Here is a 26,146-nt window from a genome sequence, read left to right on the forward strand (position 1 = left end):
ATGACCGAGTACGACATTCAGGGGCCGACGCGGGTGTGTACCGCGACCGGGCGCGAACTAAGACCGGGGGACCGGTTTTTCGCAGCGCTGACCGAAACCGACGGTACGTTGGTTCGCTCGGATTTCGCAGCAGAAGCGTGGCCCGGGCCGCCACAAAACGTGGTGGCGTATTGGTCCGGGAAGGTGCCGGTCGCGGGGCAGAAGCCGCGCAAGCCGGTTGTGAACGACGACCTGTTGCTCGACTGTTTCGATCGGCTCAAAGATTCCGCCGATCCGGACGGGCTGAATTTCCGCTACGTCGCGACTTTGCTGCTGATGCGCCGTAAGCGGTTCAAGTTCGAGGACGCGGCCCGCGACGCGGACGGGCGCGACGTGCTGATCGTGCGGGACGCGCGCGGCGGCGCGATCCACCACGTGATCGATCCGCGCCTGAACGACGAACAGATCACGGCCGTGCAGACCGAAGTATTCCGTGTCCTGGGTTGGGAATAGTGGTCACTGCTCACTGGTGTGCCCCATGAACAACGTCCGCTTGTTCCTCGTCGCCCTCGCTCTCAGCCCCGCCGTCGGGTGCGAGTGGATGAAATCCCAGGGCATCGGTCCGATCAAGCCCGCGGGTAAAGGCGGCGAACTACCACAGGTCGCTCCCGAACAGCTCGTGAAGTACCTCAACGACGGCGCCGACCGGTTCCAATCCATCACCGACGCCGACGTGCGGGTGACCGCACGCGACCACAACATTCCGATGCCGCCGTTGCGCGGGGGCTTGACCGCGAGCCAGCCACGCAACTTCCGCATGGTAGGCGACGCGATGGTGGCGGCGAAGGTCGATCTCGGGTCCAACGATCAGCAGTTTTGGGTGTACGCAAAGGTAACCGCGAAGGAAATGTTCGTGGCCGCTTCGCACACCGATTTCAACGAAGGTCGGGCAAAGATCCCGGGGGATCTCCCGTTCGAGCCCGAATGGGTGATGCAGGCCTTCGGCATGGCCCATTTCCCGCCTGCCGGTGCGCCGGCGCCCGATTACAAGGTTAAGGTTGATACAAAAGCTCGCACGTACACGCTTTATTGGAACGCTGTGACGCCCAATAAAGTGCCCGTGATTAAGGAAGTTGTGTTCGACGGCGACGCGGCAGCGGGCAACAAGCCGCAAGTGAAGAAGCACGCCGTCTACAACATGAAGAACAAACTCATCTGCTCGGCTGAAATTAAGGAAGCGAAGACCGTTCCGGTTGGTGACAGCGTCGTGCAGTATCCAACGAAGGTGTTATTGCGGTGGGAGGAGCAGAAGTTCGAGATGGAGCTGGAGATATCGAACGCGAAAATCAATCAGCCACTTTCTCCAACAGACGTTCAGAAATATTTCGCGCGCCCAACCCAGTACGGTCAGCCCGTTGACCTGGCTCGTTATGATCTCCTGCCCAAGTAATTCGCAGCGGGGTTGTTGAGTTCGTGCAGCTCATCCGCTCATTGCCCCTTTGTGGTTCGCCCGAAGTCTATCGGCGAACCACAAAGGGGCAATGAGCGGATGGCACGCTTCTATCAGCCGTCTTTCCACTTCACGAACGCTTCGAGCGCGTAGTATTCGGGCAATCCCAGAGCGTCGTAGGTGTGGGCAGTGGAGACGTTCCGCTGTTCGGCGCGCTGCCAGAACTCGCGCCGGTCCGTGCCGCCGGGGAACATGGCTTTGTCCTTCTGGCTCTGGTGCCGGAAGATCGCCTGTTTCTTGCGTTCCAGCACTTCCGGGCTGAGTGGCACCGCCATCTCGATCTCGTGCGGCTCCCACTCTTCCCACGCGCCCTTATACAGCCACACGTCCGGGTTGACCCCTTCCGCGCGCACGCGGCGCGTGGCCGAGTAAATCGCTTCCGCGCACACGCGGTGCGTGCCGTGCGGGTCGCTCAGTTCACCCGCGACGTACACCTGGTGCGGGTTCAGGCGCTTCAGCAATTCGACGATGTCCTCGATGTCCTGCGGGTGGATCGGGTTCTTGGTCTTGGCCCCGGTGTGGTAGAACCGCAGGTTCATGAACTCCAATTGCTCCGGCGGGATGCCGCACGCGAGCGCCCCGGCGCGGGCCTCGGTGGTCCGGATCACGGCCTTCACCTTCAGCACGTCGGGGCTGTCCAGTTCGCCCGGCTTCTTCGCGTCGAGGAACTGGTATACGCGCTCCTTGATGGTACCCGCGCTGGACTGCTCCGCGGCGCTACCAAATGACTGAACGAACTCGTCGACGAAGTCCACGAACCGGCGCGCGTCGTGGTCGAACACCGCGACGTTTCCGCTCGTCATGTACGCGATGTGGACCTTGTGGCCCTGCTCCACGAGGCGGATGATCGTGCCGCCCATCGAGATCACGTCGTCGTCCGGGTGCGGCGAGAACACGAGCACGGTCTTCGGCGCCTGGATGTCGCCTTTGCGCCGGCCGAGCCGCGTGTCGCCGTCCACGTTCGATACCGGCGCGATGCGGCCGGCGGGGTACGGTTTGATCGTTTCCATGCGGTCGAGGAAGATCACCTCGCCGATCTGTTCGGCCGGCCCCTTCTCGCGGAGCAGTTCGTACAAGTGATGGTCGCGGAAGTCGTCGTCGTTGAGCTTTTGCAGCCCCTTCTTCACGGTCAGGGCCAGCGTAACAACCGCCTTGCGAACCAGTTCCGGCGCCCACTGGCACGGCCCGACTTCCCACGGGCGCTTGATCGCGGTCAGCTCCCCGGCCGCGGCCTCGTCGAGAACGAACGTCGCGTCCTTGTGGTCCTGGAGGAAACTCGCGGAGATGGCTTCCGTCGGCGCCTGCTCCAGCGCCTTGTAGACGATGCCGGCTTTGTGCTCGCCGAACGCCATCAGGAAGATGCGCCGGGCTTCGAGGATGCTCGCGACCCCCATCGTGAGCGCGTGGTGCGGCACGTTCTTTTCGCCGAAGAACCCGTCGGCCGCGTCGCGCCGGGTGATGCTGTCGAGTGTCACGAGCCGGGTGCGGCTGTTCTGCGGGCTGCCCGGTTCGTTGAACGCGATGTGCCCGGTGCGGCCGATACCCAGGATCTGGATGTCGATCCCGCCGAACGACTTAATTTTTTCCTCGTAGTCGGCGCACGCCACGTCTACTTCTTCCGGCTTGAGTGTACCGTCGGGGATGTGGATGTTTTCCCACTTGATGTTAACGTGCCCGAACAGCGTTTCGTGCATCCACCGGAAGTACGAGTGCTGGCTCTCCTTGGGCATCGGGTAGTATTCGTCGAGGTTGAACGTCACGACCCGCGACAGGTCCAACCCCTCTTCTTTGTGCATCCGGATCAGTTCGCGGTACAACCCGACGGGCGTGCTCCCGGTAGCCAGCCCGAGCACGGTGGGCTTGCCGGCGGCGTTGCGCGCGCGAACGAGCTTGTCGATCTCTTTCGCGACGTATTTGGCCGCGTTCGCGGCCGTCGGGAACTTGACGGTCCGGGTCCGCGTGTGTGGTAGCGTTTGCGGAGCAGTCATGCGTGATGCCTTGCCTTCTGTGGGAACCAGTGTTCCGCGCCGGGGAGTGTTGTGAATGGGTGTTCTAGCGGGGCGCGCGCCGAGCGGGTATGTCGATCGTGAGAACGGGCAATGTGCTCTTGCGGGGTAGTAAATCGTTGGTTGGATCAAGTGACGTAGGCGTTACACAGTGCGTCGCCCGGGTGGGTATGCTGGTGGCATTGTCCGCTGAGGTGTACCTCATGGTTCGGCTCGCTCTTGCCTGTTGGGTACTCGGGTTCAGTAACCCAGTTACGGCCAAAGCGCCGGTGCCCAAAACGGTACCACCTCAGCCCGCTCTGATCGTGGTCGAAGACGTAACCGGGGCTACTGGCACCGTCGACCGGCGTCGGCTCCTTCGCATTGGTGTCAAGAACGGGAAGTTGTTCCCGAGCGAAATGGTGTGGGAGGGCAACTTGCGGTTCTTCGGTCACTTCGGCGGGCACCGACTTGTTGACGACCGCTACTTCGTTACCAAGTTCGGCGGTGTCATCGACCTGCGCGACAAGAAAGTGATTCACGACGAGGATAACGGCACCCTGTGCGCCGTCGACGGCACGAAGGTGCTTTTCCGTGTGACGAGCGCTCAACGCGAAGCGGGTTTGTTTTCGTTCGATCTCGCGACGGGCAAAGTAGTGAAGGAAGCCGGTCCCCTGGACGGGAAATTCGTGCTCAAAGGGACGGTCGCTCCGGACGGAATGGCGGCCATCGAGAGCGGGCCGGGGGACGAACTGTTCTTGAACCAACTTGGTGCGGAGCGATTTTCGCTCGGCAAAGGGTTTCGCGTCGATCTGTCGCCTTTCGCGTCGGTATCGGCCTCCGCTCCGGTGACGTGGATCAATAACGGCGTGGTCATAACCCAGAAGGGCAACGGAAAGCTTTTTACCGTGGATATTTCCGGTCAGGCGACCGAACTGGTAACAGCCAAAGATGTTCCGAAAGAAGTTGTGGGCGCGCCTTACTTCTTCCGCGACGGCTCAAACCGTCTCATTTACGTGTGTGGCCCCACGGCGCACGCGATCGATCCGGACAAAAAGACCGCAACGAAGTACGAGTGGCGCGACCTCGGTCACGGGTTCGAGGCGAGTTGGACCTGGGTTCCCAAATTAGGGCACAAGATCAGACTCAACGGCAAAGTGATCGGAGAATTCAACTGTTCGCCGCACGCCGCAAAGACCGCCCCGGGGTGCTTGGCTCTCGAAGCCCAACCAGCGGAGGAGGGGCGCGGGCCACCGGACCGCGTGGCCGTGTGGACGACCGAGTCGGACGAATGGACCGTCCTCAAGGTGCGCCCGAACTGCGTTGTTGGCTGGATGAGGTGATCTCGTCGCTATCCGAGTAACGAACCGAGTTCGGCGAAGCGCCGTCAATTCCGCACAACCGCTGAGAAGTACCCGAATTCCGTTTCGGGTGCTTGCGCCGGTGGCTCGAACGCGCACATCGCGGCATCTCGATTTCACTACGGGGCAAATCTGAGATAAGATACCTGAACCGGTTGTACGCGCCACCGGTCCTCTCCGGTATCCGTTCGCGCGATTCAGGTTCTCTGTACCGCCCAGGACACCCACGGTAGCTATGCCACGCGACCGCGCCACTGACGACGCCCAAGACCTGTTCACACGCGGCCACAAAGCACTCACCGCCGGCGATTACCAGGAAGCCGTCGAATGCTACTCGCGTGCGATCCGGTTGCGCCCCAGCGACTCCGCGGGCTACCGGTTCCGCGCGCACGCTTATCTCGAAATGGGTGACCGGGTGCGCGCTCTGAACGACCTCGACCAAGCTATCCGCCTCAAACCGGACGACGCGCACTTGTTTGCTGACCGCGCCGCCGAGTTATTCGCACAAACGCAGTACGATCAGGCTATCGCGGACTGTGATCGCGCGCTGAAGCTCGACCCCACGCGGACCGGGTTGATCGCTCTGCGCGCCCGGTGCCACGCGGACCGCGGTGACAGTGGGTCCGCCTTTCAGGACTTCGAGGCCGCGATCATCGCGGACACCGCGAATGCCCCTCGCTACCGACTGTGGCGCGCGCAACTGCACCTCGATCTCGAAGATTATTTCGCCGCGACCGAGGACGTGACCGCCGTTATCACGGCCGAACCCAAGAACGCAGATGCGTTCCGGCTCCGGGCTACGATCCGTCAGCAAGCGGGTGACTACAAAGGCGCGGCGGACGACTTCAGTGCAGCGCTCGAATTAAAGCCCGGTGACGCGCTCGTGTATTTGGGCCGCTCGATTTGTCGGTTCCTTCTCCGCGACCATGTCGGGGCTGCGGCCGATGGCGACGAGGTGATTAAGCAACTGCCGGGCGTGGTGAAGGCTTACGAGATTCGCGGAAACGCACGCAAAGCGTTGGGCGACCTCGACGGCGCTCTGGCCGACTTCAACGAAGCGATCAAGCTCGCGCCGAACGCAGTGATGCCTTACAACTTCCGCGCCGGCGTGAACTATGCGATGAAGAAGTACACCGCGGCGATTCGCGACCACATGGACGCACTGAAGCGCGACCCGCGGAGTTCGGGGACGTTCAACCAACTTGCGTGGATCTGGGCGACCTGTCCGGACCCGGATGTGCGTAACGGCGATCGGGCGCGCGAGTGCGCCACGCGCGCGTGTGAACTGACCGAGTGGAGCGAACCGGGTTACCTCGATACGCTCGCTGCTGCGTGTGCCGAGGGCGGCGAGTTCGACGATGCGATCAAGTGGCAGGAGAAGGCGATCGACCTTTTGAGCGACCCGGATCGCCGGGCCGATTACCAAACGCGCCTGGACCTTTATGAAGACGGCAAACCGGTCCGCGTGGTGGGCGGAGAAGCGACGTGAGGTGTTTCTCGTTTGCGGCCGTGTGAACCGTTCATGTGGCTGCTGAGCACCTTGAATTCCGGTTGACTCTGCTACGGTTTTCGCCGATTGTTTTTGTGACGGCCCCGCCCGACTGGTCCCGCCCAAAGCTCGCCGCATTTCCTCAAAGGGCACGACGACAATGCTGGACCTCCGCACCGGTTCCGCACGCGACTGCTCTGGCATCGCCCGCCGCACGTTCCTTCGCGTTGGTGGACTGGCGGCGTTCGGGCTGGGATTGCCGCAATATCTGCGTGCACGTGCCGAATCGCCTGCCACAAAAGCTAAAGCGAAGCGGTGTATCCTTTTGTGGATGCAGGGCGGACCGAGTCACATTGATACGTTCGATCCGAAGCCCGATGCCCCGGCGGAAATTCGGGGGGAGTTCGGAACGATCCCGACGACACTGCCCGGAGTTCGGTTCGCGGATATCGTCCCGATGCTCGCGAAGCAGACGGACAAACTCGCGATCATTCGCGGCCACGATCCGAAGAACGGGTCGCACGGGGTCGCCGATCACCTGATGATGAGCGGGCACAAATTCAATGCCTCGCTGCCGTTTCCGTGTTTCGGGTCGGTGGTTGCGAAGGAGCGCGGCTACGAAAACGGGATGCTCCCGTTCGTGCAACTCGGGAAGAACATCGATCGGCGCTTTAACGGCGGAATCGCCGGGTTCCTCGGCGACCAGTTCAACCCTTTCGAGGTGCCGGACGATCCCAGCGCGCCGCAATTCAAAGTACGCGACCTCGCAGTAACTACCGAAGCCGAACGCATCCGACTCGATCGGCGCTACGCGATGCTCGCCGATCTGGAGAACTATCAGAAGACCACCGAAGCTTCCGGTGTCGTGAAGGCCCGCGACGAGTTCTACGAAAAGGCGCACGGCATCATTACGGGACCGGTCGCAAAGAAGGCGTTCGACCTGAAGAGCGAAAACGACAAAACGCGAACGCGGTACGGCAAGAATTCGCTTGGTCAGGGGTGTTTGCTCGCGCGGCGGCTGATCGAAGCCGGCGTGCAGTTCGTGACGGTCACCGACGGCGGGTGGGACACGCACACGAACAACTTCAAGAGCCTCAAGGACCGACTCGTTCCGCGCGTCGATCAGGGGTTCAGCGCGCTGATCGAAGACCTCGACACGCGGGGAATGTTGGACGAAACGCTCGTGGTGTGGTTCGGTGACTTCGGCCGCACTCCGAAAGTGAACCCGACTGCGGGGCGCGATCACTGGAGCACGGCCGGCGTCGCGATCATGGCCGGCGGTGGGCTGAAGGTCGGCCAAGTGGTCGGCAAGACGAACGCACTGGCGGAAGTCGTAACCGATACCCCCGTTGGCCCGCAGGACATCGCCGCAACGATCTATGCGACTCTCGGCGTGAACTTGCACACGTGGTACAAGACCCAGGACGGCCGACCGGTCGAACTGTGCCCCGAAGGTAAGCCAGTGAAGCAACTGATCGGGTAACTCAGATCGTTCTTGGCGAACGACCGGTGAGATCCACGAGTGATGCACCACCCGCTCGTTAACACCTTCCAGTTGGTCACATCTTTGGGGTTGACGGCGGTGTTTGTCGTGATCTCTTCAAGATGCCCGTAGTTTCGACCGATTGGATCGCGATCCCAACCGCGATCCCCGCTTCCGAGTGCAAAATTCCCACACAAGATCATTCGACGGAAGATCAGCCCCAGCAGTCACTTGCTACGTCAACACCAAAAATGTGATCAACTGGAAGGTGTTAACACACGCGGTTCGCCCGAGTCTCTTGGCGAACCGCGAGTGCTAACGAGCGGGTGGAGCTACGCAACGGTGAGAACTCAACAACCCTGTGTAAGCCGCCAACGGATGCCGACGACCCTGAGCGAACAACCAGCGAGAGTGAAATGAAGTCGAGTGAAGAATTTTGGACAAGATTAACTGGATCGACACGATCCAGATCAGCGACGTACCTCCCGCCGAATACGGAAGTGATTTTGGCTGGTGCGTCTCTTGGCCATCCGTCTCGGCGGCTACGCGGTCAGAAGCGGACGGGCAACCTCTCCAGGCCACGAACCCCGAAGCTGGGGCGCCACGTCAAGGTTTCGCTCGCGACCCCGAGCCGCAGATCGGGCAGTCGTCGCAACAGCGTCCCGAACGCGATCTCGCCTTCCAGCCGGGCCAGCGGTGCCCCCAAGCAATAGTGGACGCCGTGCCCGAACGCGAGGTGCTTGTTGTCCGACCGGGTGATGTCGAGCGTGTCGGGGGATGGGAACCGGGCCGGGTCGCGGTTGGCCGCGGTGATGATGACGAGCACCATCTCCCCCTTCGGGATGACCACGTCGCCCACGCTCACGTCCGCCGCCGCGTACCGAAGGGTGGACGTTTTCACCGGCGAAGTGAACCGCAGTAGTTCCTCGACCGCGGACGGCATGAGCGTCGGGTCGGCCCACAGTTTGGCGAGTTGGTTGGGGTGCTGTAACAGTGCCAGCACCCCGCTACCGATCAGGTTCGCGGTCGTCTCGTACCCGGCCACGAGCAGCACATATGCCATTCCCTGCAACTCATCTTTGCTCAGTTTGTCTCCCGCCTCCTCCGCCTGAACCAGCCCGGTGATCAGATCCTCTGCTGGTGCCCGCCGCCGCTCCTCGAACCGGCCCTCCAGGTACTGCGCCAGCCCCTCCAACGCCGCGACCGCCACCGGGGTCGCGGGCTGCGGCGGGATCGCGGTGAGGATCGCGTCGGACCACTCGCGGAACTGGTCCCGGTCGGCCACCGGGACGCCGAGCATCTCGGCGATGACGGTAATCGGCAGCGGGAAGGCGTACTCGTCGATCACGTTCATCTCGCCGCGGGCGGCGACCGCGTCCAGGAGGGCGTCGGCGATCGCTTGAACACGCGGCCGCAGTTGCTCGACCATCCGCGGGGTGAACGCTTTCGACACCAACCGCCGGAGCCGGGTGTGATCGGGCGCGTCGCGGGAGAGCATGTTGGTGCGGGTGTACCGCGTTGACTGGGGGCGAGCCGGCATCCGGGCGAGTTGCTCCGGCGAGCAAGCGTTCCGCGGATCTTTGACCATCCGCGGGTCGGTGAACGCCGCCTCCACGTCGTCGTACCGGGTGAGCAGCCACACTACTTGTCCGTCGGGCAACACGGCCCGTTGGACGGGGGCCGTCTGCCGCAACCGGGCGTAGTAGGCGTGCGGGTCCGCCACGTACTGTGGGTCGAACGGGTTGAATAGTGGTAGGGACATACCGCCGTCTCCGCCCCCAACTGACAGCGTGCCGAACCAAGGATGATGCGAACGGGCCTAACGCGCAGGATACCGGCCCTGGCTTGCTCCCCGCAACTCCTTTCCCAATCACTCTGCGACTTGTTGCTCACCCTTACCGAACCCGTTTTGAATCCGTTGCTCCGGTTCGGTAAGCTGAAACGCGAACAATAGAGTGCTCTCGCGAGGCGCCCGAAATGACCCGCACTGATCGCGACCATTTGCGTGTCCTGTCGATCTGCCATTACGTGCTCGCCGGTCTGTGTTTTGTCGCCGGGTGCTTCCCGATCATTCACCTCGTCGTCGGAATCATGATCGTCAACAACGGATTCGGTCCACCGCCTCAGCAAGCAAATGCTCCCGGCCCACCGCCAGAAATATTTGGCTGGCTGTTCATTGGCGTCGCCGCAGCTATGATCGCCTCCTTTTGGGCGCTGGCCGTGGGGTTAATCGTGGCCGGGCGCTGTTTGAGCCAGCGAAAGTCGCGCACGTTTTGCATGGTCATGGCCGGTGCCGCGTGCCTGTTTCAGCCGCTCGGTACGGCGTTAGGGGTGTTTACCTTTATCGTCCTTGCTCGGCCGAGTGTGCGCGAGGCATTCGAGCCCGTTCGCGAAGAACCGGAGCCGAACGAATTCGACCGGTACCATTCCGAGTGACCGATGCGGTACTGCCACGAGGCACCGTCGTGAACTTCGTCCACAGGCGGCCTCACGCGAAGGGTACGCCCATCGCGGCGAGTTCACGGCTCACCATGTCCAAGTCCGCCTTCGGGTTGATCGCTCGAACTGTGGCTTCGTCGATCCGACACGACCCGTAGACTGCTTCGACGGGACCAGAAGGGATGTCCTTCCGACTGTAATGCTCGCGTGCCCAACTCAAGTACGCGCCGGCGTCCAGGAAGATGTGATCGAGTAGGGTAGCAGACCACTCACCCTCGTCCGGCTCTTGAACTTCACCTCGCCACCAGCACTTGTCAGTTCGCCCCCGCCAGACGCAAAACGTCGTTTCCTCTCGGCGAAACTCAGGTTCCTCCAAGTGGGCCAGTAGTTCCCTGGGAGCTTCGTCGAGGACACCCGGCCACGCCCGGAATTCGTCCCGAGCGTGTGGACTCATCGGGGACTCGTGATCGAACCCCTTGATGAGGCACCCGTGCCGAGCATCCAGCAAACAGAGAAGCTCGTCCCCGGACCCGTGGTCGAGCACCCCCACGTCCACCCCTACCAGCCGTTTGGGTGTGAACGTGTGGTAGCGCAAAGCAGGGTTTTGGCACAGCACCGTGTCCAAGATGCTCGACGCCAGCAGCCCCCAACGCAGGTCTTCGGGATGAGCCGCGAAGCCGGTGTACAGGACCGTGCCCACACCTTTACTCCATCCCCGAATCACGACGTGCCTAAATCAAGACCGGCTACGGAACGCCGCCACCCTCACTGCCATCGGACCGTGAGCTTCCCTTCTTCACGGGCACGGCGCTCCAGGCGCCGCAGGCTACAGCGCGCGACGAAGAAGAACACGACCGCGAGCGAACCCAACACACTCAGTTCGGTCCACACGTCGAACAGGCCGGTCACGCGGAAAAGCACCTGGCGCATGGCGTCCATGCCGAGCGTGAGCGGGATCGCGCTCGCGACAACGGCCACCGCACGCGGCAACACGGACACCGGGAAGTTCGTACCGCTCATGAGGTAAATCGGTTCCTGCAACAGCGCGATGAGGTGCCACGCCTCGCGCCCCCACATCAGAAACACCGACGCGAACAACATCCCCAATCCGTACAGCGCCGCGAGCGTGACAACGAACCCCAGCGCGAGCAGCCACCAACTGGAGGGGTCAATCGGCACATCAAACAGGAGCACACCCGCGACCGTGATCGCGGTGGCGCGAATGATCGTCGTAGTCATGCCGCCGAGCGCCATGCCGGTGAGAATCGCGATCATCGGGGCCGGCGACATCACGTACAGTTCGAGGTTCCCGGAGTCGCGCTCCCAGTAGAGTTGCGCGCCCATGCCCCACAACACGTTCAGCCAGAACGTCGTCATCGCGGCGCCGAGCACGAGGAACCCCGTGTACGCTTGCGGCGCCTCCATCGCACGGTACGCATACGCGAACGCGGACACCGCCAGCACCGGCAGCACCGTTTCCTGAATCATCCAGGAGTTGCTGCGGTACAGCCACGCCAACCGCGGGTAGGTTCGCGCTTGAACCGCTTGAAGGAAGAGTTTGGCTGACACCGCGAATCCTCTTTCCACCGTCGAGATGATGACCGCTTCCCTTTCGCCCGCTCAGCCCTTCACTCCTTCATCTTCCGCCAGCCCGTGGCCGACCAGCTCGATGAACACGTCTTCGAGGGTCGGTTCGACTTTCTTCATGGTGAGGATGCGCCCGCCGCCGGTCACGAGCGACTGCACCACCGCACCGATGGCCGGTTCCTCGATCAGCGATACCTTGAGTTCCACCGTCGTGGGCGTGGTGGTCGTGGTCACCTGATGAACGCCGGGGAGCTTATCGACTCCATCCCATCCCCGGTGCCCCGGGGCGAGGCTCAGTTCGTAAATGGGGTACTTCTGCACCTGGCGCTTGAGGTTGGCCGGCGTGTCGCACGCGAGCACCTTCCCTCGGTCGATGATCGCGAGCCGGTCGCAGAGCTCTTCCGCTTCGGCCATGTAGTGCGTCGTGAGTAGCAGGGTGCGGGCCGGGCGCTCCTTCATCCAATCTTTAACAAAAGTGCGAATTGCCCGCGCGCTCGTCACATCGAGGCCGAGCGTCGGCTCGTCGAGGAACAGGATCTTGGGATCGGTGATGAACCCGCGGCAGAAGTTCATTTTCTGTCGCTGACCGGTCGAGAGGTGGCTGATGCGGCTCGTGGCTTTCTCGGTCAGTCCGACGACACCGAGCATCTTGTCGATGCGTTCCTGTGCAACGGCCGTCGGCACGCCGTATATCCGCGCGAAAAGCCACAAATTCTCGCGCACGTTCAGGATGCCGTACCCGCTCGACTCGCCCCCGGACACCATGTTGATGCGCGGACGGATCTGGTGCGCTTCGGTGACCACGTCCAAACCATCTACGCGCGCGGAGCCGGACGTGGGAGCGAGAAGGGTTGTAAGGATCTTGATGAGGGTCGTTTTCCCCGCCCCGTTCGGTCCGAGCAGCCCGAACAGTTCGCCCGAGCGGACCTCGAGCGACACTTGGTCGAGCGCAACGAAATCGCGCGCCTCGGCCTCGTCGGGTTTCGGCTTGGACCACCAGCGCCGCTTGCGGGGCTTGTGGTACGTGCGGGTCAGACCTTCAGTGCGGATCGCCAGGGGTTCCATGAACCGCATTCTACGCGCACGAGCGCCGATCAGGGAGCAGTGGTAATCCGGGCAACTTCCCCCAATGCGGGTGAGACGGGCGGTCGATCGGGCCGCGTGCGCCTCGATTCGCGCTCGGAACGGGGAACATCTGTAAGGAGAGCTTCACACCGGCCGTAATGCGTGACTAAACTTCTCCATCCACCGGCGAAACTGTATTGACCGCCCGTCAGACCGCCGGTAAATACGCCCAGAATCTAACGTTCGGCTTCCCCCGTTCCGAACCTCGTATCCGTCAGGTGACCTGATGCTCCGACGCGCGTACTCGCCCGCGCTTCAGGTAGAGCTAATGGAAGACCGGCTGAACCCAGCCGGTTCTGTCATTCCCGCCGGAGAGTTCAATTGGACCCAGTACAGCCCGACGGGCGAACTGGGACAGTTGCTCTGGAACGGCGGTAATCTCGTTTACCAGTCCCGCGTTGCGGGCACCTGGTCGGCCCAAACCGTTGCGGCGTCCGGTTCGTTCACCGCTGCCGAGTACAACTCGCCCGAAGCCGTGGAGCGCGCGTCGCAAACGGCGCAGCTCGTGTTCACGACCGACGGTACCCCGCACGCATTTTTCCTCGAGAAATCGTGGAACGGCGCGGTGGGTAAGTACCAGACACAGATCCAGCACTACGCGCGCACGTCCGCCGGGTGGCAGAAAATCGAAACGATCACCCCGAACTGGCAGAGCCAGTGGGGGCCGAACAACCTCGTCGCGGAAGCCGGGACGAACAACTCGATCCACCTGATCTTCACCGAAACCAACGCCGCGGCGACGGGCGTCGGGAACTTCGGCACCGGCACACTGATGTACGCCACCAACGCGGGTGGCTCCTGGGGCTTCGACAAGATCGCGGACACGGCCGACCTGAGCCAGGACGTGTGGTTCACGGGCGGGCGGTGGACCCCGCGGTTCCTGTCGCTGGCGGTCGATTCGACGAACCATGCCCACGTCACCTACACGCCGCAGTTTTACATCGCGGGCGCGTTCTCGACGGTGAACAGCACACTGATGTACGCCACCAACCGGAGCGGCACCTGGGCGTCGCAAACGGTGATGGCACCGCAGGATAGTACCGCCGACGCTGGCCTGGGTGCGAGCGTCGCGGTGGGGCCGGGCGATAAAATCGCGATCGCGAGCTACTACGTGGACCGGTACGCCACCGGCTCCCCGCAAAGCTCGAAGCTGATGTACCACACGCTCACCGCGAACGGGTGGACGCACGCCACGGTCACGAGCACGCCCGACGGGTACGTTGCGGGCGACGGCGCGCGGTTCACCGGGTTCGCGCCGCAACTCTACTTCGACGCCTCGGGGCGCGCGAACATCGTGTTCTCCGACGAAGCCGGCGAACACCTTCCCGTGAGTTACGCGAACGAGTTCGCGGGCCAAATCCGGCTCGCGACGCTCAACGGCTCGACGTGGTCGCTTTCGACCGTGTTCCGCCAAACCGACCCGATTCACAATCAGCTCTTTTTCCCGGTCGCGGCCACGTACAAGGGCCAAACAACGTTCGCCGGCTTGCAAGCAACGAGCACGGTCGACGGGAACAAGAACCCGACGCGCACCGATTTCGCGGTGGTTAGCGTAAACACTCCTTACGGCTCCGCCGCGCCTCCCGTCTCGAACGTTCCACCAGTCGTCTCTCCACCCGTGGTGTCCCTGCCGGTCGCGCAGCCCGTGTCGTCGGGAACCGCAGCCGTAGCCGTCACCGGGTGGGCGGTCGCAACCAACGCCGGCACAACGACGACGCAGGTGCTCGTGTACCGCCCGGACGGTAGCCTGGCGATGACGGTGAAGCCGTTCGGCGACGGGTACCGCGGCGGGGTGCGCATCGCGCGAGCAGATATCAACGGCGATGGCGTCGCGGACCTCATTACGGCGAGCGGCGCGGGGATCGGAGCGCGCGTCCGCGTGTGGGACGGCGCGACCGCGGCCATGATCGCGGACTTCGACCCGTTCCCCGGCTACCAGGGCGGACTATGGGTCACGGCCGGCGACCTGAACGCGGACGGCACGCCCGACATCGCGATCGGTACCGATTTGGGGAACGTGCCCCACGTCAAGGTGTTCAGCGGGCGCGGGTTCGGTGAACTGGCGAGCTTCTACGCCTACGCGCCCGGGTTCCTGGGTGGCGTCCGTGTCGCAATGGGCGACCTGAACCGCGACGGGTACGCGGACCTCGTAACTGGCGCCGGTTACGGGGCCGGTCCGCACGTGGCCGTGTTCGACGGCCGGAGTCTCGCGCTCGGCCAGGGGCCGCAGAAACTGGCGAGCGACTTCTACATGTACTCGCCAACGATGACCGCCGGGCTGAACCTCACGGTGGGCGACGTGGACGGCGACGGGTACGCGGACATCATCGCCGGTCCGGGCGGCGGCCCCGCGCACCTGCGCATCATCAGCGGTCAGGCGCTCACGAGCGGCCAGGGAGAAATCGATCTGGTCAGCACCATCGCCTGGACCGGCGATACGAGCGGCCTGCGTGTGACCGCAGTCGATGCCGACGGTGACGGGCGCATCGACGTCATGCTCACCCCGGGTAACTCGACCAACGGGCGCATCGGTCTGGTCACGTCGGCGAACCTGCTCCCGCCGAACCCGACCGGGGTCCAGTGGATCGACACCTTCCCCGGCCTCACCACCAGCGTGTTCGTCGGCTGAGTAAGTTGTCAAAGACCGGATATTTTGGGGGCGCCCCCGCTCGTCCTGAGCGGGGACTTTTTTGCGCCCCCTCGCGCGGGTACCATGTGCGAATCTGCCACTCACCTGTTGAGTTCTCGCACATGGTCTCGCACGTCCGCCCCCTCCGTGTGGCTCTTGCGCTGATTGCCTTCGGCTCCTTGACTCTTGTGTTGGGTACTGTCGGCTCGCCCCGTTCACGGGCCGACACGAAGCCCGAACACCCTATCCCGGAACCGTTCAAGCAACCCCCTCCGAGTCACTTCGAGTGCCGCTGGACCGATGCTCCCATCACCCTGGACGGCGTCGCGGACGAAAGCGCCTGGAAACACGCCCAGGCGATCAATGCATTTCACGTACCGTGGCTCGGCGACAAGGCCCGCATGTCCCGCACCGCGACCACGGCGAAGCTCCTCTGGGACCGCGAGTACCTGTACTTCCACGCCGAGATGGAGGACTCCGATCTCTTCGCGGACATCACAGACCACGATGGCGATTTGTGGAAGAACGACGTGTTCGAGATCTTCTTGCGCCCGGATTCCGAGAAGTCCGGCTACTACGAGTTTCAGGTGAGCGCTGCGGGCACCAAATTCGATGCCTTTTATCCAAAGTACGCTCTCGACTCGCTCGCGAAGCAATCGAAGGTCGGCGCGTTCCGGATGGAATCGAAGGTGAAGCTGAACGGCACGCTGAACAAGCGCGACGACACGGACAAGGGGTGGAGCGTCGAGGGGCGCATCCCGTGGAGCGACTTCCTGCGCACGGGCGGGCGGCCGGTGACGGGCGAGAAGTGGAAGCTGAACCTGTGCCGGTTCGACTACAACGCGAGCTGGAAGGACGCGGAACTGTCGTGCATCGCGCCAATCACGAAGAAAAAGATCCCGCCATTCTTTCACCAAAGTGAGGACTACGCGACGCTCACGTTCGTCGGCCCGGACGCGACCACCGCGAAGCCGTTCGGCATCGACAAGCGCGAACCGCTCACCACGTCCACCGTCGTCGGCTTCCCCGATCCCCCGCCGCCGTTCGTCGCGGTCCGCGCCCTCGACAAGTACCGCCCGGAGTTCCCGATTCGCGCGGAGCCGATCCCGGGCACCCGCGACCTGCTCGTCATCACACAGCCGCAACCCTACGCGCCGACACAGATGTGGCGCGCCGCGTATGCCGCCGGTGCCACCACCAAGGACGCGGTGAAACAGTTGGACACGCCGAACGGCGGAACCGCCTACGACATCGCGTTCCACCCGAAGTTCGCGGAGAACCGGTTCGTGTACATCGGCTGGAACGGGGCGACACCCGGGCGCAAGGGGAAGTGGAGCACGATCACGCGCTACGCGATGAGCAAGACCGCGCCACACGATCTCGACCCCAAGAGCGCGAAGACCATCATCGAATGGGAATCGGACGGCCACAACGGGTGCGCGGTGTGTTTTGGGAGCGACGGCTCGATGTTCGTCACCAGCGGCGATGGCACATCGGATTCGGACACGAACCTCACGGGTCAGCGCACGGACCTGTTGCTCGCGAAGGTATTGCGCATCGACGTCGATGCGCCCACCGACGGCAAGGCGTACAGCGTCCCGAAGGACAACCCGTTTGTGGGTCAGAAAGACTTCGCCCCCGAGACGTGGGCCTACGGGTTGCGTAACCCGTGGCGCATCACCTTCGACGCGAAGACGAAGCAACTCTGGGTCGGTCAAAACGGTCAGGACTTGTGGGAGCAGGCGTACTTGGTGCGGAGGGGGGAGAACTACGGCTGGAGCGTGATGGAGGGCAGTTATCCGTTCTACCCGAACCGTAAAGCCGGCCCGACGCCGATCAGCAAACCCACCGTCGAGCACCACCACTCGGAAGCCCGCTCGCTCACGGGTGGGGTGGTGTACCACGGCACCAAGCACCCGGACTTGCAAGGCGCGTACATTTACGGCGACTACAGTACCGGGCACATCTGGGCCGTGAAGCACACCGGGACGAAGATCGAGTGGCACAAAAAGATCGCGATCACAACGCTAAAGATCACGAGCTTCGCGCTCGATCCCGACGGGGAACTGCTGATCTGCCACCACTCCGCGCCCGGCGACGGCGGGGTGTACACACTCGCCCCCAACACGGCCAAGCATGCGGGCACGTTCCCCAAGAAACTGAGCGACAGTGGGTTGTTCGATTCGGTGAAAGATCACCAGATGAAACCGGGCGTGATCCCGTACTCGGTCAACGCGCCGTTCTGGTCCGACGGTGCCCACAAGGAACGTTTCCTGGCGGTGCCCGAAGGCACAATCCAGTTCAAGCGCAGCGGCGGGTGGGACATGCCCGACAAAACCGTGCTCGTGAAGAGCTTCGCGCTCGAACAAAATGAGGGTGATCCCAACAGTCGAAAGTGGATCGAAACGCGGTTCATGACGAAGCAGGACGGTGAGTGGTACGGCTACTCCTACGTGTGGAACGAGGCCGGGACCGACGCCACTCTCGTCGACTCCGCGGGGCTCGATCGCACGTTTACGATCGCCACGGCGGTGGGTAAGCGCCAACAGGCGTGGCACTACCCGAGCCGGGCCGAGTGCATGGTGTGCCACAGCCGCGCCGCGAACTACGTGCTGGGGCTGTGCGAAGTGCAAATGAACAAGGACCACACCTACCCGAACGGGCGCACGGACAACCAGCTCCGCGTGCTCGAACGGCTCGGGCTTTTGAACGTGGCGTGGGCCGGCGAGGTAGAGGGTGCGATCAAAGACGCCACGGGTCGGCAGCAACCGGATCAGCGCGAGCCGAAGTCAACAGGCATGCTGCCATTCGCCCCCGCGGGGCTCAAACAACTCGCTGACCCTTACGACAAGACACAAGACCTGACCGCCCGCGCGAAGGCGTGGTTGCACACGAACTGTGCGACCTGTCACGTCGAGGCCGGTGGCGGGAACGCGCAAATGCAGCTCGACTTCCCGACCGAGTGGAGCAAGATGCGGCTCATCGGCACGAACCCGGTTCACCAGACGTTCGATTTGAAGGACGCGAAGCTCATCGCCCCGGGCGCCCCCGAGAGGAGTGTAGTGATTCACCGCATCGGCCAACGCGGGCCGAACTCGGGGCAGATGCCCCCGCTATCGACGACCCGCGTGGACGTGCTCGGAGTGGAACTGATGACCGAGTGGTGCAAGAGCCTGAAGAAGCCATAAGTGCGTTGATTTCGTGTCACAAGAGGCTGGAGGAAGTACCCCAGCCTCTTGTGGCACGCGATCAAGAACCAAAACCGTCAAATCAACGCAGTAGCCTCGGATCACCCCGCATCAATCTTGACCCCGGGCCGTGCGAACGTCCCGGCCTCGATTACCCCGCGTTTCGTCACTTTTGTGTCGCGTGCGTACAGGAACTTCAGCCCCGCACCCCGCGCCGCGTCTTTCAGCCCAGCATCGGTAAGTGGTGTCTCGTTGAACGATACGATCTCCAGTTCCGGTAACGTGCCCACGAGTTTCGCGGCACCGTCACCGGCCTTCGTCCCGGAGAGGTCGAGGTTCGTCAGCTTTTTCAGCGCCCCGAGTGCGGTCAGTCCGGCGTCCGTGACCGGGCACGCGGTCAGCGAGAGGTTCGTCAGCACGGTGAACCGCGCGAGGTGCGCGCCGCCTGCGTCATTGAATTTGGTGCCGTTGAGGTTCAGCTTTCGCAGAGTCGACGGTTGCTCGAACTTCGCGAACGCGGCGCCAGTCACGGACGTTTCCTCCAAGTTCAGTACCCTCAGAGTACGCACAGCGCCGAGCGCAGCGACACCGACATCGGTAGCCTTCGCTTCTTCGAGGTGCAGTTCCTTGAGGGCGGGTAACTTCCCGATGGCACCCAGCCCGACATCTCCGACGGCGGTGTGACTCAGATTCAGATCCACCAGCTTCTTCGCGCGATCGAAGTGTTTGGCCCCAGCGTCGGTCACTTTCGTCGCGCGAATGTCCAGAGTTTCCAGTGCGGGTAATCCGACCGTTGCTTCAAGGCCCGTGTCGTCGAAATGTGAGTTCGGTGCTTCGATGAATCGGAGTTTCGCCCACCCCGGCGCTGCGAACGCGGACCCAGTCACCGGCGTCGAATACAAACTGATGCTGACCAGCGCCGGCGCCCCACTTAGTTCGCGCAAGCCCGTGTCGGTGATTCGGGAAGAGTTAAAGGCAACCTCTTCGAGCTTCCTGCACTGACCAATGGCCTTACATGCCGCGTCCGTAAGCGGGCACTCCACGAACGCGAGCACTTTCAGTCGCGGGAGCTTCGCGAGCACGCCGAAGTTGGCCCCGTTCACGGTCGCACACCGGAGCAAACTCAAGCGCTCCAGGTATTCGATCCCGTCCAAGTGCTGGACGCTCTCATCCGTCAGCGCCTCGTTCTCGATACTCAGTTCGACGACGCACTTTAGCCCCTTCAGTAGAGGCACCAACACTGCGGCGTTGGCGTCGCGGCCGATGCCGACGATGTACCCGCCGTTTGCCTGCGGGCCGAATACGCTCGCGCCCTTCTTTTGAAGTTCGTCGAGTTTGGCCCTATCCGCGTCCGTGACCGGCACCTGCTCTGGGAGCGGCGCTATCGGAGTAGTAGGTTCTTGGCCTTTGGGAAGCACAACAACCGGCGGATCGTTCTTCAGTGGAATTGCCGGATGATCTTGCGGAGAACTGGTACTTTCTTTCGCGCCGCACCCGATGAGCACAACCAAGCCCAGCGCCACGACGGAAAGCGATCGGTCGGCGCGCATGGTGTAAGTTCTCGTGGTCGCGGAGAAGGGCGAGCCGTTATTGAACCACACACGTTCCGATCGCGGAAGGTTTTGCACCTCTACGCATCCACGTCCCAGACCACGACCTTCCCGTCGTTGCCACCCACCGCACCCAGCAACCCGTCTGTGCTGAACGCGGCCGTGCGGATCTCGCCGACGCCCCACTCGAACATTTTCAGCTCCGCACCCGAAGTCGGTTCCCACAACCGCGCGGTGCCGTCCCCGGACGCGGTGAGAAGGGTGCGCCCGTCAGCCGACCAGCACGCGGACCACACCAGCTTCGTGTGCCCGGTGCAGGTAACCGGCTCACCGCTCTGTTCCGATAACGGGTAGATCGAAACGAGTTTTCGGTATCCGACGGCGAGCCGCGTGCCGTCCGGAGAAAACTTGATTGGGCCGTGGTGGGTGGAGTGCGTGTGCGGAACCGGGCGGACCAACTTTCCCGTCACCGGATCCCACAATTCGGCTCGCGCGAGGACATTCGTTGCTAGCAGTGAACCGTCCGGGGAGAAATCCAAACACGGCACATTGGCGCCCGCAAACTCCACGTCCGGTGGCCGTAAGCCCGTTGCGAACGGCCGACCCGAATCTTCCCAAATTGATACGCGGCTCGCAGTTCCCGCCGCGAGCCGCGGGTTGGCGCCGCGTCCGAACGCCAGTTCATAGAACCCGTCACTCCCCTTGCGATCTCGCGCAACGAGAATGGCGAGTTCGTTCCAGTTCACGGTGTCCCACACGCGAACCGAACCGGACATACCCACTGCAAGTAACGGAGCATCGGGAGCGAACGCCACCGACAGCGCAACACGGTCCCGGACCCCGAGATCGAGCTTACGGATCAATTCACCGGTGAGCGGGTTCCACAACGAAACGGACCGCGAGCTGCCGGTCGCAGTGACGAGCGCGGTCCCGTCCGGGCTGAACGCGATCGCCCGGACGGAACCTTTGTGTGCCTGCCACACGAACATCGCTCACCCTCCACCAGCTCAGGCGCCCCGTATCGGGAAAGTCAACAAGAAAAGTTCTCTAATCAATTATCGCTGCAAATTCTTCACAGAAGCGGGTATTTCTCGCACGAACAGTGACGCCACACCTGAACCCTACAAACTCAGCGCAAATTAACCGGCCCGGAACTCACCCTCAAGTGCGAAGATGAGCGATCCCGATCCGGTTGGCGCCACGTGATTCAGCGAGTCGGTTCGCTATCCCCGATCGCGTTCATGTGACCTTCACTCGAACTTCGCCGTCCCCGAATTGGCCGCCCATACGTTAACGGCACTTCACCTGATGTATGGGGGACCGCCATGCGTTGGATTTGTGCTCTGGTTGTGGGTTCGTGGGCCGCTATCGCGAGCGCGGCCGATCAACCCAAAGCCCTGCCGCCGTACACGAAGCCGACGCTAATCGCCCACCGCGGCGCGTCCGCGGACGCCCCCGAACACACGATTGCTGCCTACGAACTGGCGCTCAAGCACGGGGCCGACTTCGTGGAACCGGACCTGCAATTGACCAAAGACGGCGTACTCGTGTGCCTGCACGACACGACCCTGGAACGGACCACGGACGTCGCCCAGGTGTACCCGGATCGGGCAAAAGAGGCAAACGGCCGGAAAACGTGGCCGGTGGCCGAGTTCACGTGGGCCGAGATTCAGAAACTCGATGCCGGCTCGTGGAAGGGCGCCAAGTTCGCCGGGGCGCGCGTGGTGACGTTCCAGCAGATGATCGACACCGTAAAAGGCAAGGCCGGCATCATTCCGGAAACCAAAGCTCCCGAGGTGTACGGGAAGCTCGGACTCAACATGGAAAAGGCACTCATGGAAGTGCTGAAAGCGAACAAGCTCGATACGCCCGGCGCGGACCCGAAAACCCCGATCATCATTCAGTCGTTCAGCGCGGCGAGCCTGAAAGTTCTGCGCAAAGACCACGGGTGCAAGTTGCCACTGGTGTACCTCTTAGGGGCCGGGGAAACGTCCAAAGACGACCTGAAGCGCACCAAAGAGTTCGCGGACGGGATCGCGCCGAACAAGGCGCTGGTGCTAGCCCGGCCGGGTCTGGTAGCGGACGCGCACGAGTTGGGCATGAGCGTGACCGTCTGGACGTTCCGTTCGGGTCAGACCGGGAAGTTCAAATCCGTGCGCGAGGAGATGGCCCACTTCCTCAAGGAGTTGAAAGTGGACGCCGTGTTCACGGACAACCCCGACCAGTTCCCGAAGGAATGAAGCCAGCACGGGTTTGTGGGTGTGCTCGAGGTGCAAACGCCGCTCGCGGTCGGGCAATATGCCCGACCGCGAGCGGCGTTTATGGAATCAAAGTGCGAACTAGAACTCGGTGAACCCGTCGTTGTCACCGCCGAATCCTCGATCGGCGACTTGATCTCCTTGGCCGCGGTCGCGTTCGTTTACCACCGATACATCCCACCTCATCGAAGTGAGATGCGATTGGGTTCGCCTTCCTGCTCACAAAAACGACGCAAGCCCTGGAATTTCCAGGGCTTGTTCGAGGTGGAGGTGAGGAGAGTTGAACTCCTGACCTCTTGAATGCCATTCTTGATACTACGTACACTAAATCGGCCGCAATTGTTTGCCAACAGGCTATTTACAGCAAATCCCGCTCGATCTTAAAAAAAAGAGCGCAACGGCTAATTAGCAGGCGTTTTGTGTATCCCACTCCTGAGATCGGGGTATATACCCGCCTCGACTAGCGTTCACTTCTTCGGCTTCTCGTCGCCCTCTTCCTCGGGCTTCTCTTTCACCCACGGCGGCCGGGGTAAGTTCGTCATCCCCTTCGCCTCGGCCTCGCGCTTCAGCAGTTCGACCACCTTCCACATCTTCGGCTGACCGGCCGCGGTCGCCAGCTCTTGCGCGATCGCATCCCACGCCTCTGGGAGAAGCATGGGCTTGCGGTTGGTGGTGTGTTTGCCGCCCTTGGGCTTTTTCTTTGCCATTGCGACCATGTAGCCGCTCCGCGGTTTGGTGTCACTCCCAATTCTATCACGCAGAATACCGCATGTAAATTTTTCTTTTTACGGTTAACATGCGGTATACCGCATATTACTTTACAGGAGTGCCGCGAACGAAATACCTGACACGGAGAGACGCAATGGGCTGCACCGAACCGAAGACGAAACTCACGATGTGCGTGAACCCGAAGTGCGAGAATGCGGCCTTTGTGCCGGTCGGTGAGAGTTGGATGTGCGATGAATGCCAGGATGCCGCGGCCGAGTGAGTGAGCCAACCGGGGCGGGTCGCAGTGGCCCGCCCGCTTTCTCCTAAACGCCCTCGGGAGTGCGGATCATGGTCGAGGTCGAAGTGTGGGTGATGGTGGACGAGAACGGCGATTACGAGGTGTCGAAGGATGCCGACGATCTCCAGCCCACGGCAGGGTTGGCGGCCCGCATGGTGAAGATCACCGTCAACGTGCCGACCCCGAAAGCTGTCGAACTGGTCGCGACCGTAGCAGAGGAGCCGGCCACCGCGGAACTGAAGGTGGCGTGATGCACGTGGAGTGTGGCCGGGGGAAGCGTAGTACGCCGGTCTTTCCCGCGGCCCGCTCGGAGGATCGCCCGTGTTTAAGGTGGTTGGCTATACGGTTGAAACTGGCTGGAACCTGTGCGGGGTGCATTGCACGGAAATCAACGCACGCGCCACGGCCAGTTCGATCGCTCGCGATTTCCAGATCGTGGCCGTGGTGCTCGTTCGCGATCCGGCACACAACCCGCATATGGAAGTGATTTAGGCCACCGTGCCGCATCCCGAGAGGTTGCTCGACGTGTCCGAGTTCCGCACCGCCGCCCTTGCCCTTTAACCCCTAACGAGTCTCTAAATGCTATTCCCGATCAAACACGCCACATGGCAACAGCTCCGAGTGATCGCGCGCGCGAAGGGCAAGGCCGTCCTCGGCCGCGATATCCGGATCGTACCGACCCGCTTCACGAAGTCGGGGGAGTTCCTCGACGAGCTGATTGAGGCAGGCTTAATTGAACGTGCCGAGGGGAAGCCTATTGCGGGAAACGAGCCGGTGCAGTTCCGCACCCTCTACAAGCTCACGGAGAAAGGCCGCCACGCCGCGGAGTACGGTGAATACGAGCGCGAGCGCCAACCACAGCAGACGCCGGCTGACGCAAGATGCGTCCCCGGTCGAACCTCACCCTTCCGGGTGGGGAACGCTACTCGCCTCGGGCATGGATGCTCGGGGCGGGTTGTTTCGTTGAAATCGCTTGATTTCGGCGAACCGACGCTTGATGATCTTGTGCTTGGAATTCCTATGCCGAGGTCGCCATGCTGCGGTTCTGTTCCGTTCTTTGCTCCACCATGTTCGCGTTCATCTGTCTCGCCTGCGCCCTGCCCTCGAAACCGAGCAAGCCTTTAGAGAAGGGATCGCCCGCGCCCGAAACAGATATTGTGCAAGGAAACATGATGCGCGTGGGGGCCTGCGAGGTGAGCATGCTTCGAGCGGTGCGGGGGAAAGTGCCGATCAAGACGCCCTTCGGCTTGGAGGACGAGAGGTCGCAAGAGGACGTGTTCACGATCTACTTGCAAATCAAGAACGCCACCGCCACAAAGAAGGTCGAATACAAGCCGTGGAGCGACCTTGTTTCGTTCAACTTGCCGCCATCGCTCAAGGATAACTTTGGCAACACTTACAAGAGGACGTCCTTCGGCCTTGGCACCAAGCCAGTGGGAGTCGCTGAAGGAACCTCCTCAATTCACCCGGGCAAGTCATTAACCGATACGCTCGTGTTCGAGATCCCTATCTCCAACGCGACTTACCTTGAACTTGAGCTTCCCGCAGAAGCCTACGGCGACGAAGGGAAGGTACGATTCCGCATTTCACTCCCGCCCGCCCCGAAGTCTGCCAAGTAGCGTCATCCAAAACGCAACGGGCTGTGGGGTCAACCCCGCGGCCCGTTGCGTTGATGTGCCGATGTCTACCAGTCGCCTAACACCTCACCACCAGTTGGCGTGACAGCTCCCCAGAAAACAGACTCGTCCACGCGGGGGGAAATAGTCCGGTAACTGCCGTCAGCCAGAATGACCGACAACCCACTCTCAAAGAGAGCCTGCGGTACCCGGAAATCGCAACTCTCAAGTGGTGGCCGAAGCTGAAATGTCATACCCGGAATCGACGCAACTGTTCGCCCCGGCTGTCCCGAAGGAACTGGGGCCACATTGGTATACATCGGTGCGTCCGCGAAAGTCGCGCGGTGGCGCAGTGGCTTGTTGCACGGGACAGGGTTGGGGTTACCGTTTTCCAGACACACGGTACCAGTTATGCTCCATGTGAACCCAGGGAACCCGCATCTCGCATAGTGGTGTGTGAATAGAAGTGTGCCCGACAGTCCGTCCGCAAACGTGTTCTGAAGGTCTGCCCCTGGTTGAAAAGCCCGTGCGTTAGCGGCGTAGCTCGTGTCTCCGAGATCATCAGATTCCGCCCGCGCCTGCGTTAATGTGAACGCGGGATCGGCGGGCGCCTGAAAAAATTTAGGGTGATACCATTTGGCACTCGCCGAATCCATTGGCATGTGCTCTAGGTGTGGCAGCAGAGACATTAGCACAGACTCGCCCTTAGAAGGGGCCGCACCATCCACGTTGGGCAATTTACCGTCTCGAGTGCCTGCGAACCCGTGAACGGCAATCCCAATTTGACGTAGGTTGTTGGCCTCCTGAATCCTCGCGGCCGCTTGACGGACTTTCTGCACTGCGGCGAGCATGAATCCGATGAGGACGGCCAAGATAGCCACGACAACAATCAATTCCAATAGGGTAAAACCCGACCTCGGCTGGCGCATGTGCCCATCCTT

Annotated in this window: 22 protein-coding genes; 13 read left to right on the top strand and 9 right to left on the bottom strand. The window is 62.2% G+C overall.

Translation table 11 applies throughout. From position 1 onward, the window contains the following. Both VT84_RS35710 and VT84_RS35715 read left to right on the top strand, forming a co-directional pair. Nucleotides 1–492, top strand: a complete 492-nt coding sequence (locus tag VT84_RS35710) for a hypothetical protein (RefSeq protein ID WP_082842878.1) — start codon at nt 1–3, stop codon at nt 490–492. 25 nt (nt 493–517) lie between these two features. Further along, the gene (locus VT84_RS35715) at nt 518–1,429 is read left to right on the top strand and encodes a hypothetical protein (RefSeq protein WP_082842879.1); all 912 of its coding nucleotides are present in this window, start codon (nt 518–520) and stop codon (nt 1,427–1,429) included. Between the two features lie 113 nt (nt 1,430–1,542). On the opposite strand, the gene nagB is transcribed toward VT84_RS35715, so the two are convergent. Next, on the bottom strand, nt 1,543–3,477 hold the full coding sequence (nagB, locus tag VT84_RS35720; RefSeq protein WP_082842880.1) for a glucosamine-6-phosphate deaminase: 1,935 nt from the start codon (nt 3,475–3,477) through the stop codon (nt 1,543–1,545). A gap of 188 nt (nt 3,478–3,665) precedes the next feature. Here nagB and VT84_RS35725 point away from each other — a divergent pair, with 188 nt between their 5' ends. The 3 genes from VT84_RS35725 to VT84_RS35735 all read left to right on the top strand — a co-directional run bounded on the left by VT84_RS35725 (nt 3,666) and on the right by VT84_RS35735 (nt 7,807). Beyond that, a complete protein-coding gene (locus VT84_RS35725; protein ID WP_082842881.1) occupies nt 3,666–4,817 on the top strand; it encodes a hypothetical protein in 1,152 nt (383 codons plus the stop codon). Nucleotides 4,818–5,070: 253 nt separating this feature from the next. After that, complete coding sequence (locus VT84_RS35730) at nt 5,071–6,324, top strand: tetratricopeptide repeat protein (protein ID WP_082842882.1); 1,254 nt, start codon at nt 5,071–5,073, stop codon at nt 6,322–6,324. Nucleotides 6,325–6,484: 160 nt separating this feature from the next. Further along, the gene (locus tag VT84_RS35735) at nt 6,485–7,807 is read left to right on the top strand and encodes a DUF1501 domain-containing protein (protein ID WP_082842883.1); all 1,323 of its coding nucleotides are present in this window, start codon (nt 6,485–6,487) and stop codon (nt 7,805–7,807) included. A gap of 550 nt (nt 7,808–8,357) precedes the next feature. Here VT84_RS35735 and VT84_RS35740 read toward each other — a convergent pair. Next, nucleotides 8,358–9,569 (bottom strand): cytochrome P450 family protein, encoded by a 1,212-nt coding sequence (locus tag VT84_RS35740; protein ID WP_082842884.1) that lies wholly within the window; start codon nt 9,567–9,569, stop codon nt 8,358–8,360. A 215-nt stretch (nt 9,570–9,784) separates the two neighbouring features. Here VT84_RS35740 and VT84_RS35745 point away from each other — a divergent pair, with 215 nt between their 5' ends. Further along, a complete protein-coding gene (locus tag VT84_RS35745) occupies nt 9,785–10,243 on the top strand; it encodes a hypothetical protein (RefSeq protein ID WP_052550083.1) in 459 nt (152 codons plus the stop codon). 52 nt (nt 10,244–10,295) lie between these two features. Here the strand turns inward: VT84_RS35745 and VT84_RS35750 are convergent, their stop codons facing one another. The 3 genes from VT84_RS35750 to VT84_RS35760 all read right to left on the bottom strand — a co-directional run bounded on the left by VT84_RS35750 (nt 10,296) and on the right by VT84_RS35760 (nt 12,898). Continuing rightward, nucleotides 10,296–10,946 (bottom strand): hypothetical protein, encoded by a 651-nt coding sequence (locus VT84_RS35750; protein ID WP_052550080.1) that lies wholly within the window; start codon nt 10,944–10,946, stop codon nt 10,296–10,298. A 65-nt stretch (nt 10,947–11,011) separates the two neighbouring features. Next, nucleotides 11,012–11,815 carry an ABC transporter permease gene (locus VT84_RS35755; protein WP_082842885.1) on the bottom strand — a complete coding sequence of 268 codons (804 nt, stop codon included), beginning with the start codon at nt 11,813–11,815 and terminating at the stop codon, nt 11,012–11,014. 51 nt (nt 11,816–11,866) lie between these two features. Next, entirely contained in the window at nt 11,867–12,898 is a 1,032-nt protein-coding gene (locus tag VT84_RS35760; protein WP_082843508.1) for an ATP-binding cassette domain-containing protein, read from the bottom strand. Between the two features lie 286 nt (nt 12,899–13,184). Here VT84_RS35760 and VT84_RS35765 point away from each other — a divergent pair, with 286 nt between their 5' ends. Together VT84_RS35765 and VT84_RS35770 are read left to right on the top strand one after the other, a co-directional pair. Beyond that, on the top strand, nt 13,185–15,587 hold the full coding sequence (locus VT84_RS35765) for an FG-GAP repeat domain-containing protein (RefSeq protein ID WP_082842886.1): 2,403 nt from the start codon (nt 13,185–13,187) through the stop codon (nt 15,585–15,587). 122 nt (nt 15,588–15,709) lie between these two features. Beyond that, nucleotides 15,710–18,775, top strand: a complete 3,066-nt coding sequence (locus tag VT84_RS35770) for a PQQ-dependent sugar dehydrogenase (protein ID WP_082842887.1) — start codon at nt 15,710–15,712, stop codon at nt 18,773–18,775. 101 nt (nt 18,776–18,876) lie between these two features. Here VT84_RS35770 and VT84_RS35775 read toward each other — a convergent pair whose 3' ends face one another. Next, entirely contained in the window at nt 18,877–20,325 is a 1,449-nt protein-coding gene (locus VT84_RS35775; protein ID WP_082842888.1) for a leucine-rich repeat domain-containing protein, read from the bottom strand. A gap of 80 nt (nt 20,326–20,405) precedes the next feature. Further along, nucleotides 20,406–21,314, bottom strand: a complete 909-nt coding sequence (locus tag VT84_RS35780) for a WD40 repeat domain-containing protein (protein ID WP_082842889.1) — start codon at nt 21,312–21,314, stop codon at nt 20,406–20,408. Between the two features lie 336 nt (nt 21,315–21,650). On the opposite strand from VT84_RS35780, the gene VT84_RS35785 reads away from it, so the two are divergent. Next, complete coding sequence (locus VT84_RS35785; RefSeq protein WP_082842890.1) at nt 21,651–22,565, top strand: glycerophosphodiester phosphodiesterase family protein; 915 nt, start codon at nt 21,651–21,653, stop codon at nt 22,563–22,565. Nucleotides 22,566–23,050: 485 nt separating this feature from the next. Here the strand turns inward: VT84_RS35785 and VT84_RS35790 are convergent, their stop codons facing one another. Further along, complete coding sequence (locus VT84_RS35790) at nt 23,051–23,299, bottom strand: hypothetical protein (RefSeq protein WP_082842386.1); 249 nt, start codon at nt 23,297–23,299, stop codon at nt 23,051–23,053. Between the two features lie 146 nt (nt 23,300–23,445). On the opposite strand from VT84_RS35790, the gene VT84_RS41900 reads away from it, so the two are divergent. The 4 genes from VT84_RS41900 (at nt 23,446) to VT84_RS35805 (ending at nt 25,208) form a co-directional block, all read left to right on the top strand. Beyond that, complete coding sequence (locus VT84_RS41900; RefSeq protein ID WP_255359526.1) at nt 23,446–23,571, top strand: hypothetical protein; 126 nt, start codon at nt 23,446–23,448, stop codon at nt 23,569–23,571. A gap of 68 nt (nt 23,572–23,639) precedes the next feature. Continuing rightward, on the top strand, nt 23,640–23,840 hold the full coding sequence (locus tag VT84_RS35795; RefSeq protein WP_082842891.1) for a hypothetical protein: 201 nt from the start codon (nt 23,640–23,642) through the stop codon (nt 23,838–23,840). A gap of 70 nt (nt 23,841–23,910) precedes the next feature. Continuing rightward, a complete protein-coding gene (locus VT84_RS39285) occupies nt 23,911–24,081 on the top strand; it encodes a hypothetical protein (protein ID WP_157470205.1) in 171 nt (56 codons plus the stop codon). 542 nt (nt 24,082–24,623) lie between these two features. After that, nucleotides 24,624–25,208, top strand: a complete 585-nt coding sequence (locus VT84_RS35805; RefSeq protein ID WP_157470207.1) for a hypothetical protein — start codon at nt 24,624–24,626, stop codon at nt 25,206–25,208. A gap of 65 nt (nt 25,209–25,273) precedes the next feature. Here the strand turns inward: VT84_RS35805 and VT84_RS35810 are convergent, their stop codons facing one another. Then, nucleotides 25,274–26,134: a prepilin-type N-terminal cleavage/methylation domain-containing protein gene (locus tag VT84_RS35810; RefSeq protein ID WP_082842893.1), complete on the bottom strand. Its 861-nt coding sequence runs from the start codon at nt 26,132–26,134 to the stop codon at nt 25,274–25,276. Nucleotides 26,135–26,146: the final 12 nt, after the last annotated feature.

The sequence above is a fragment of the Gemmata sp. SH-PL17 genome, assembly GCF_001610855.1.
Classification (GTDB): domain Bacteria; phylum Planctomycetota; class Planctomycetia; order Gemmatales; family Gemmataceae; genus Gemmata; species Gemmata massiliana.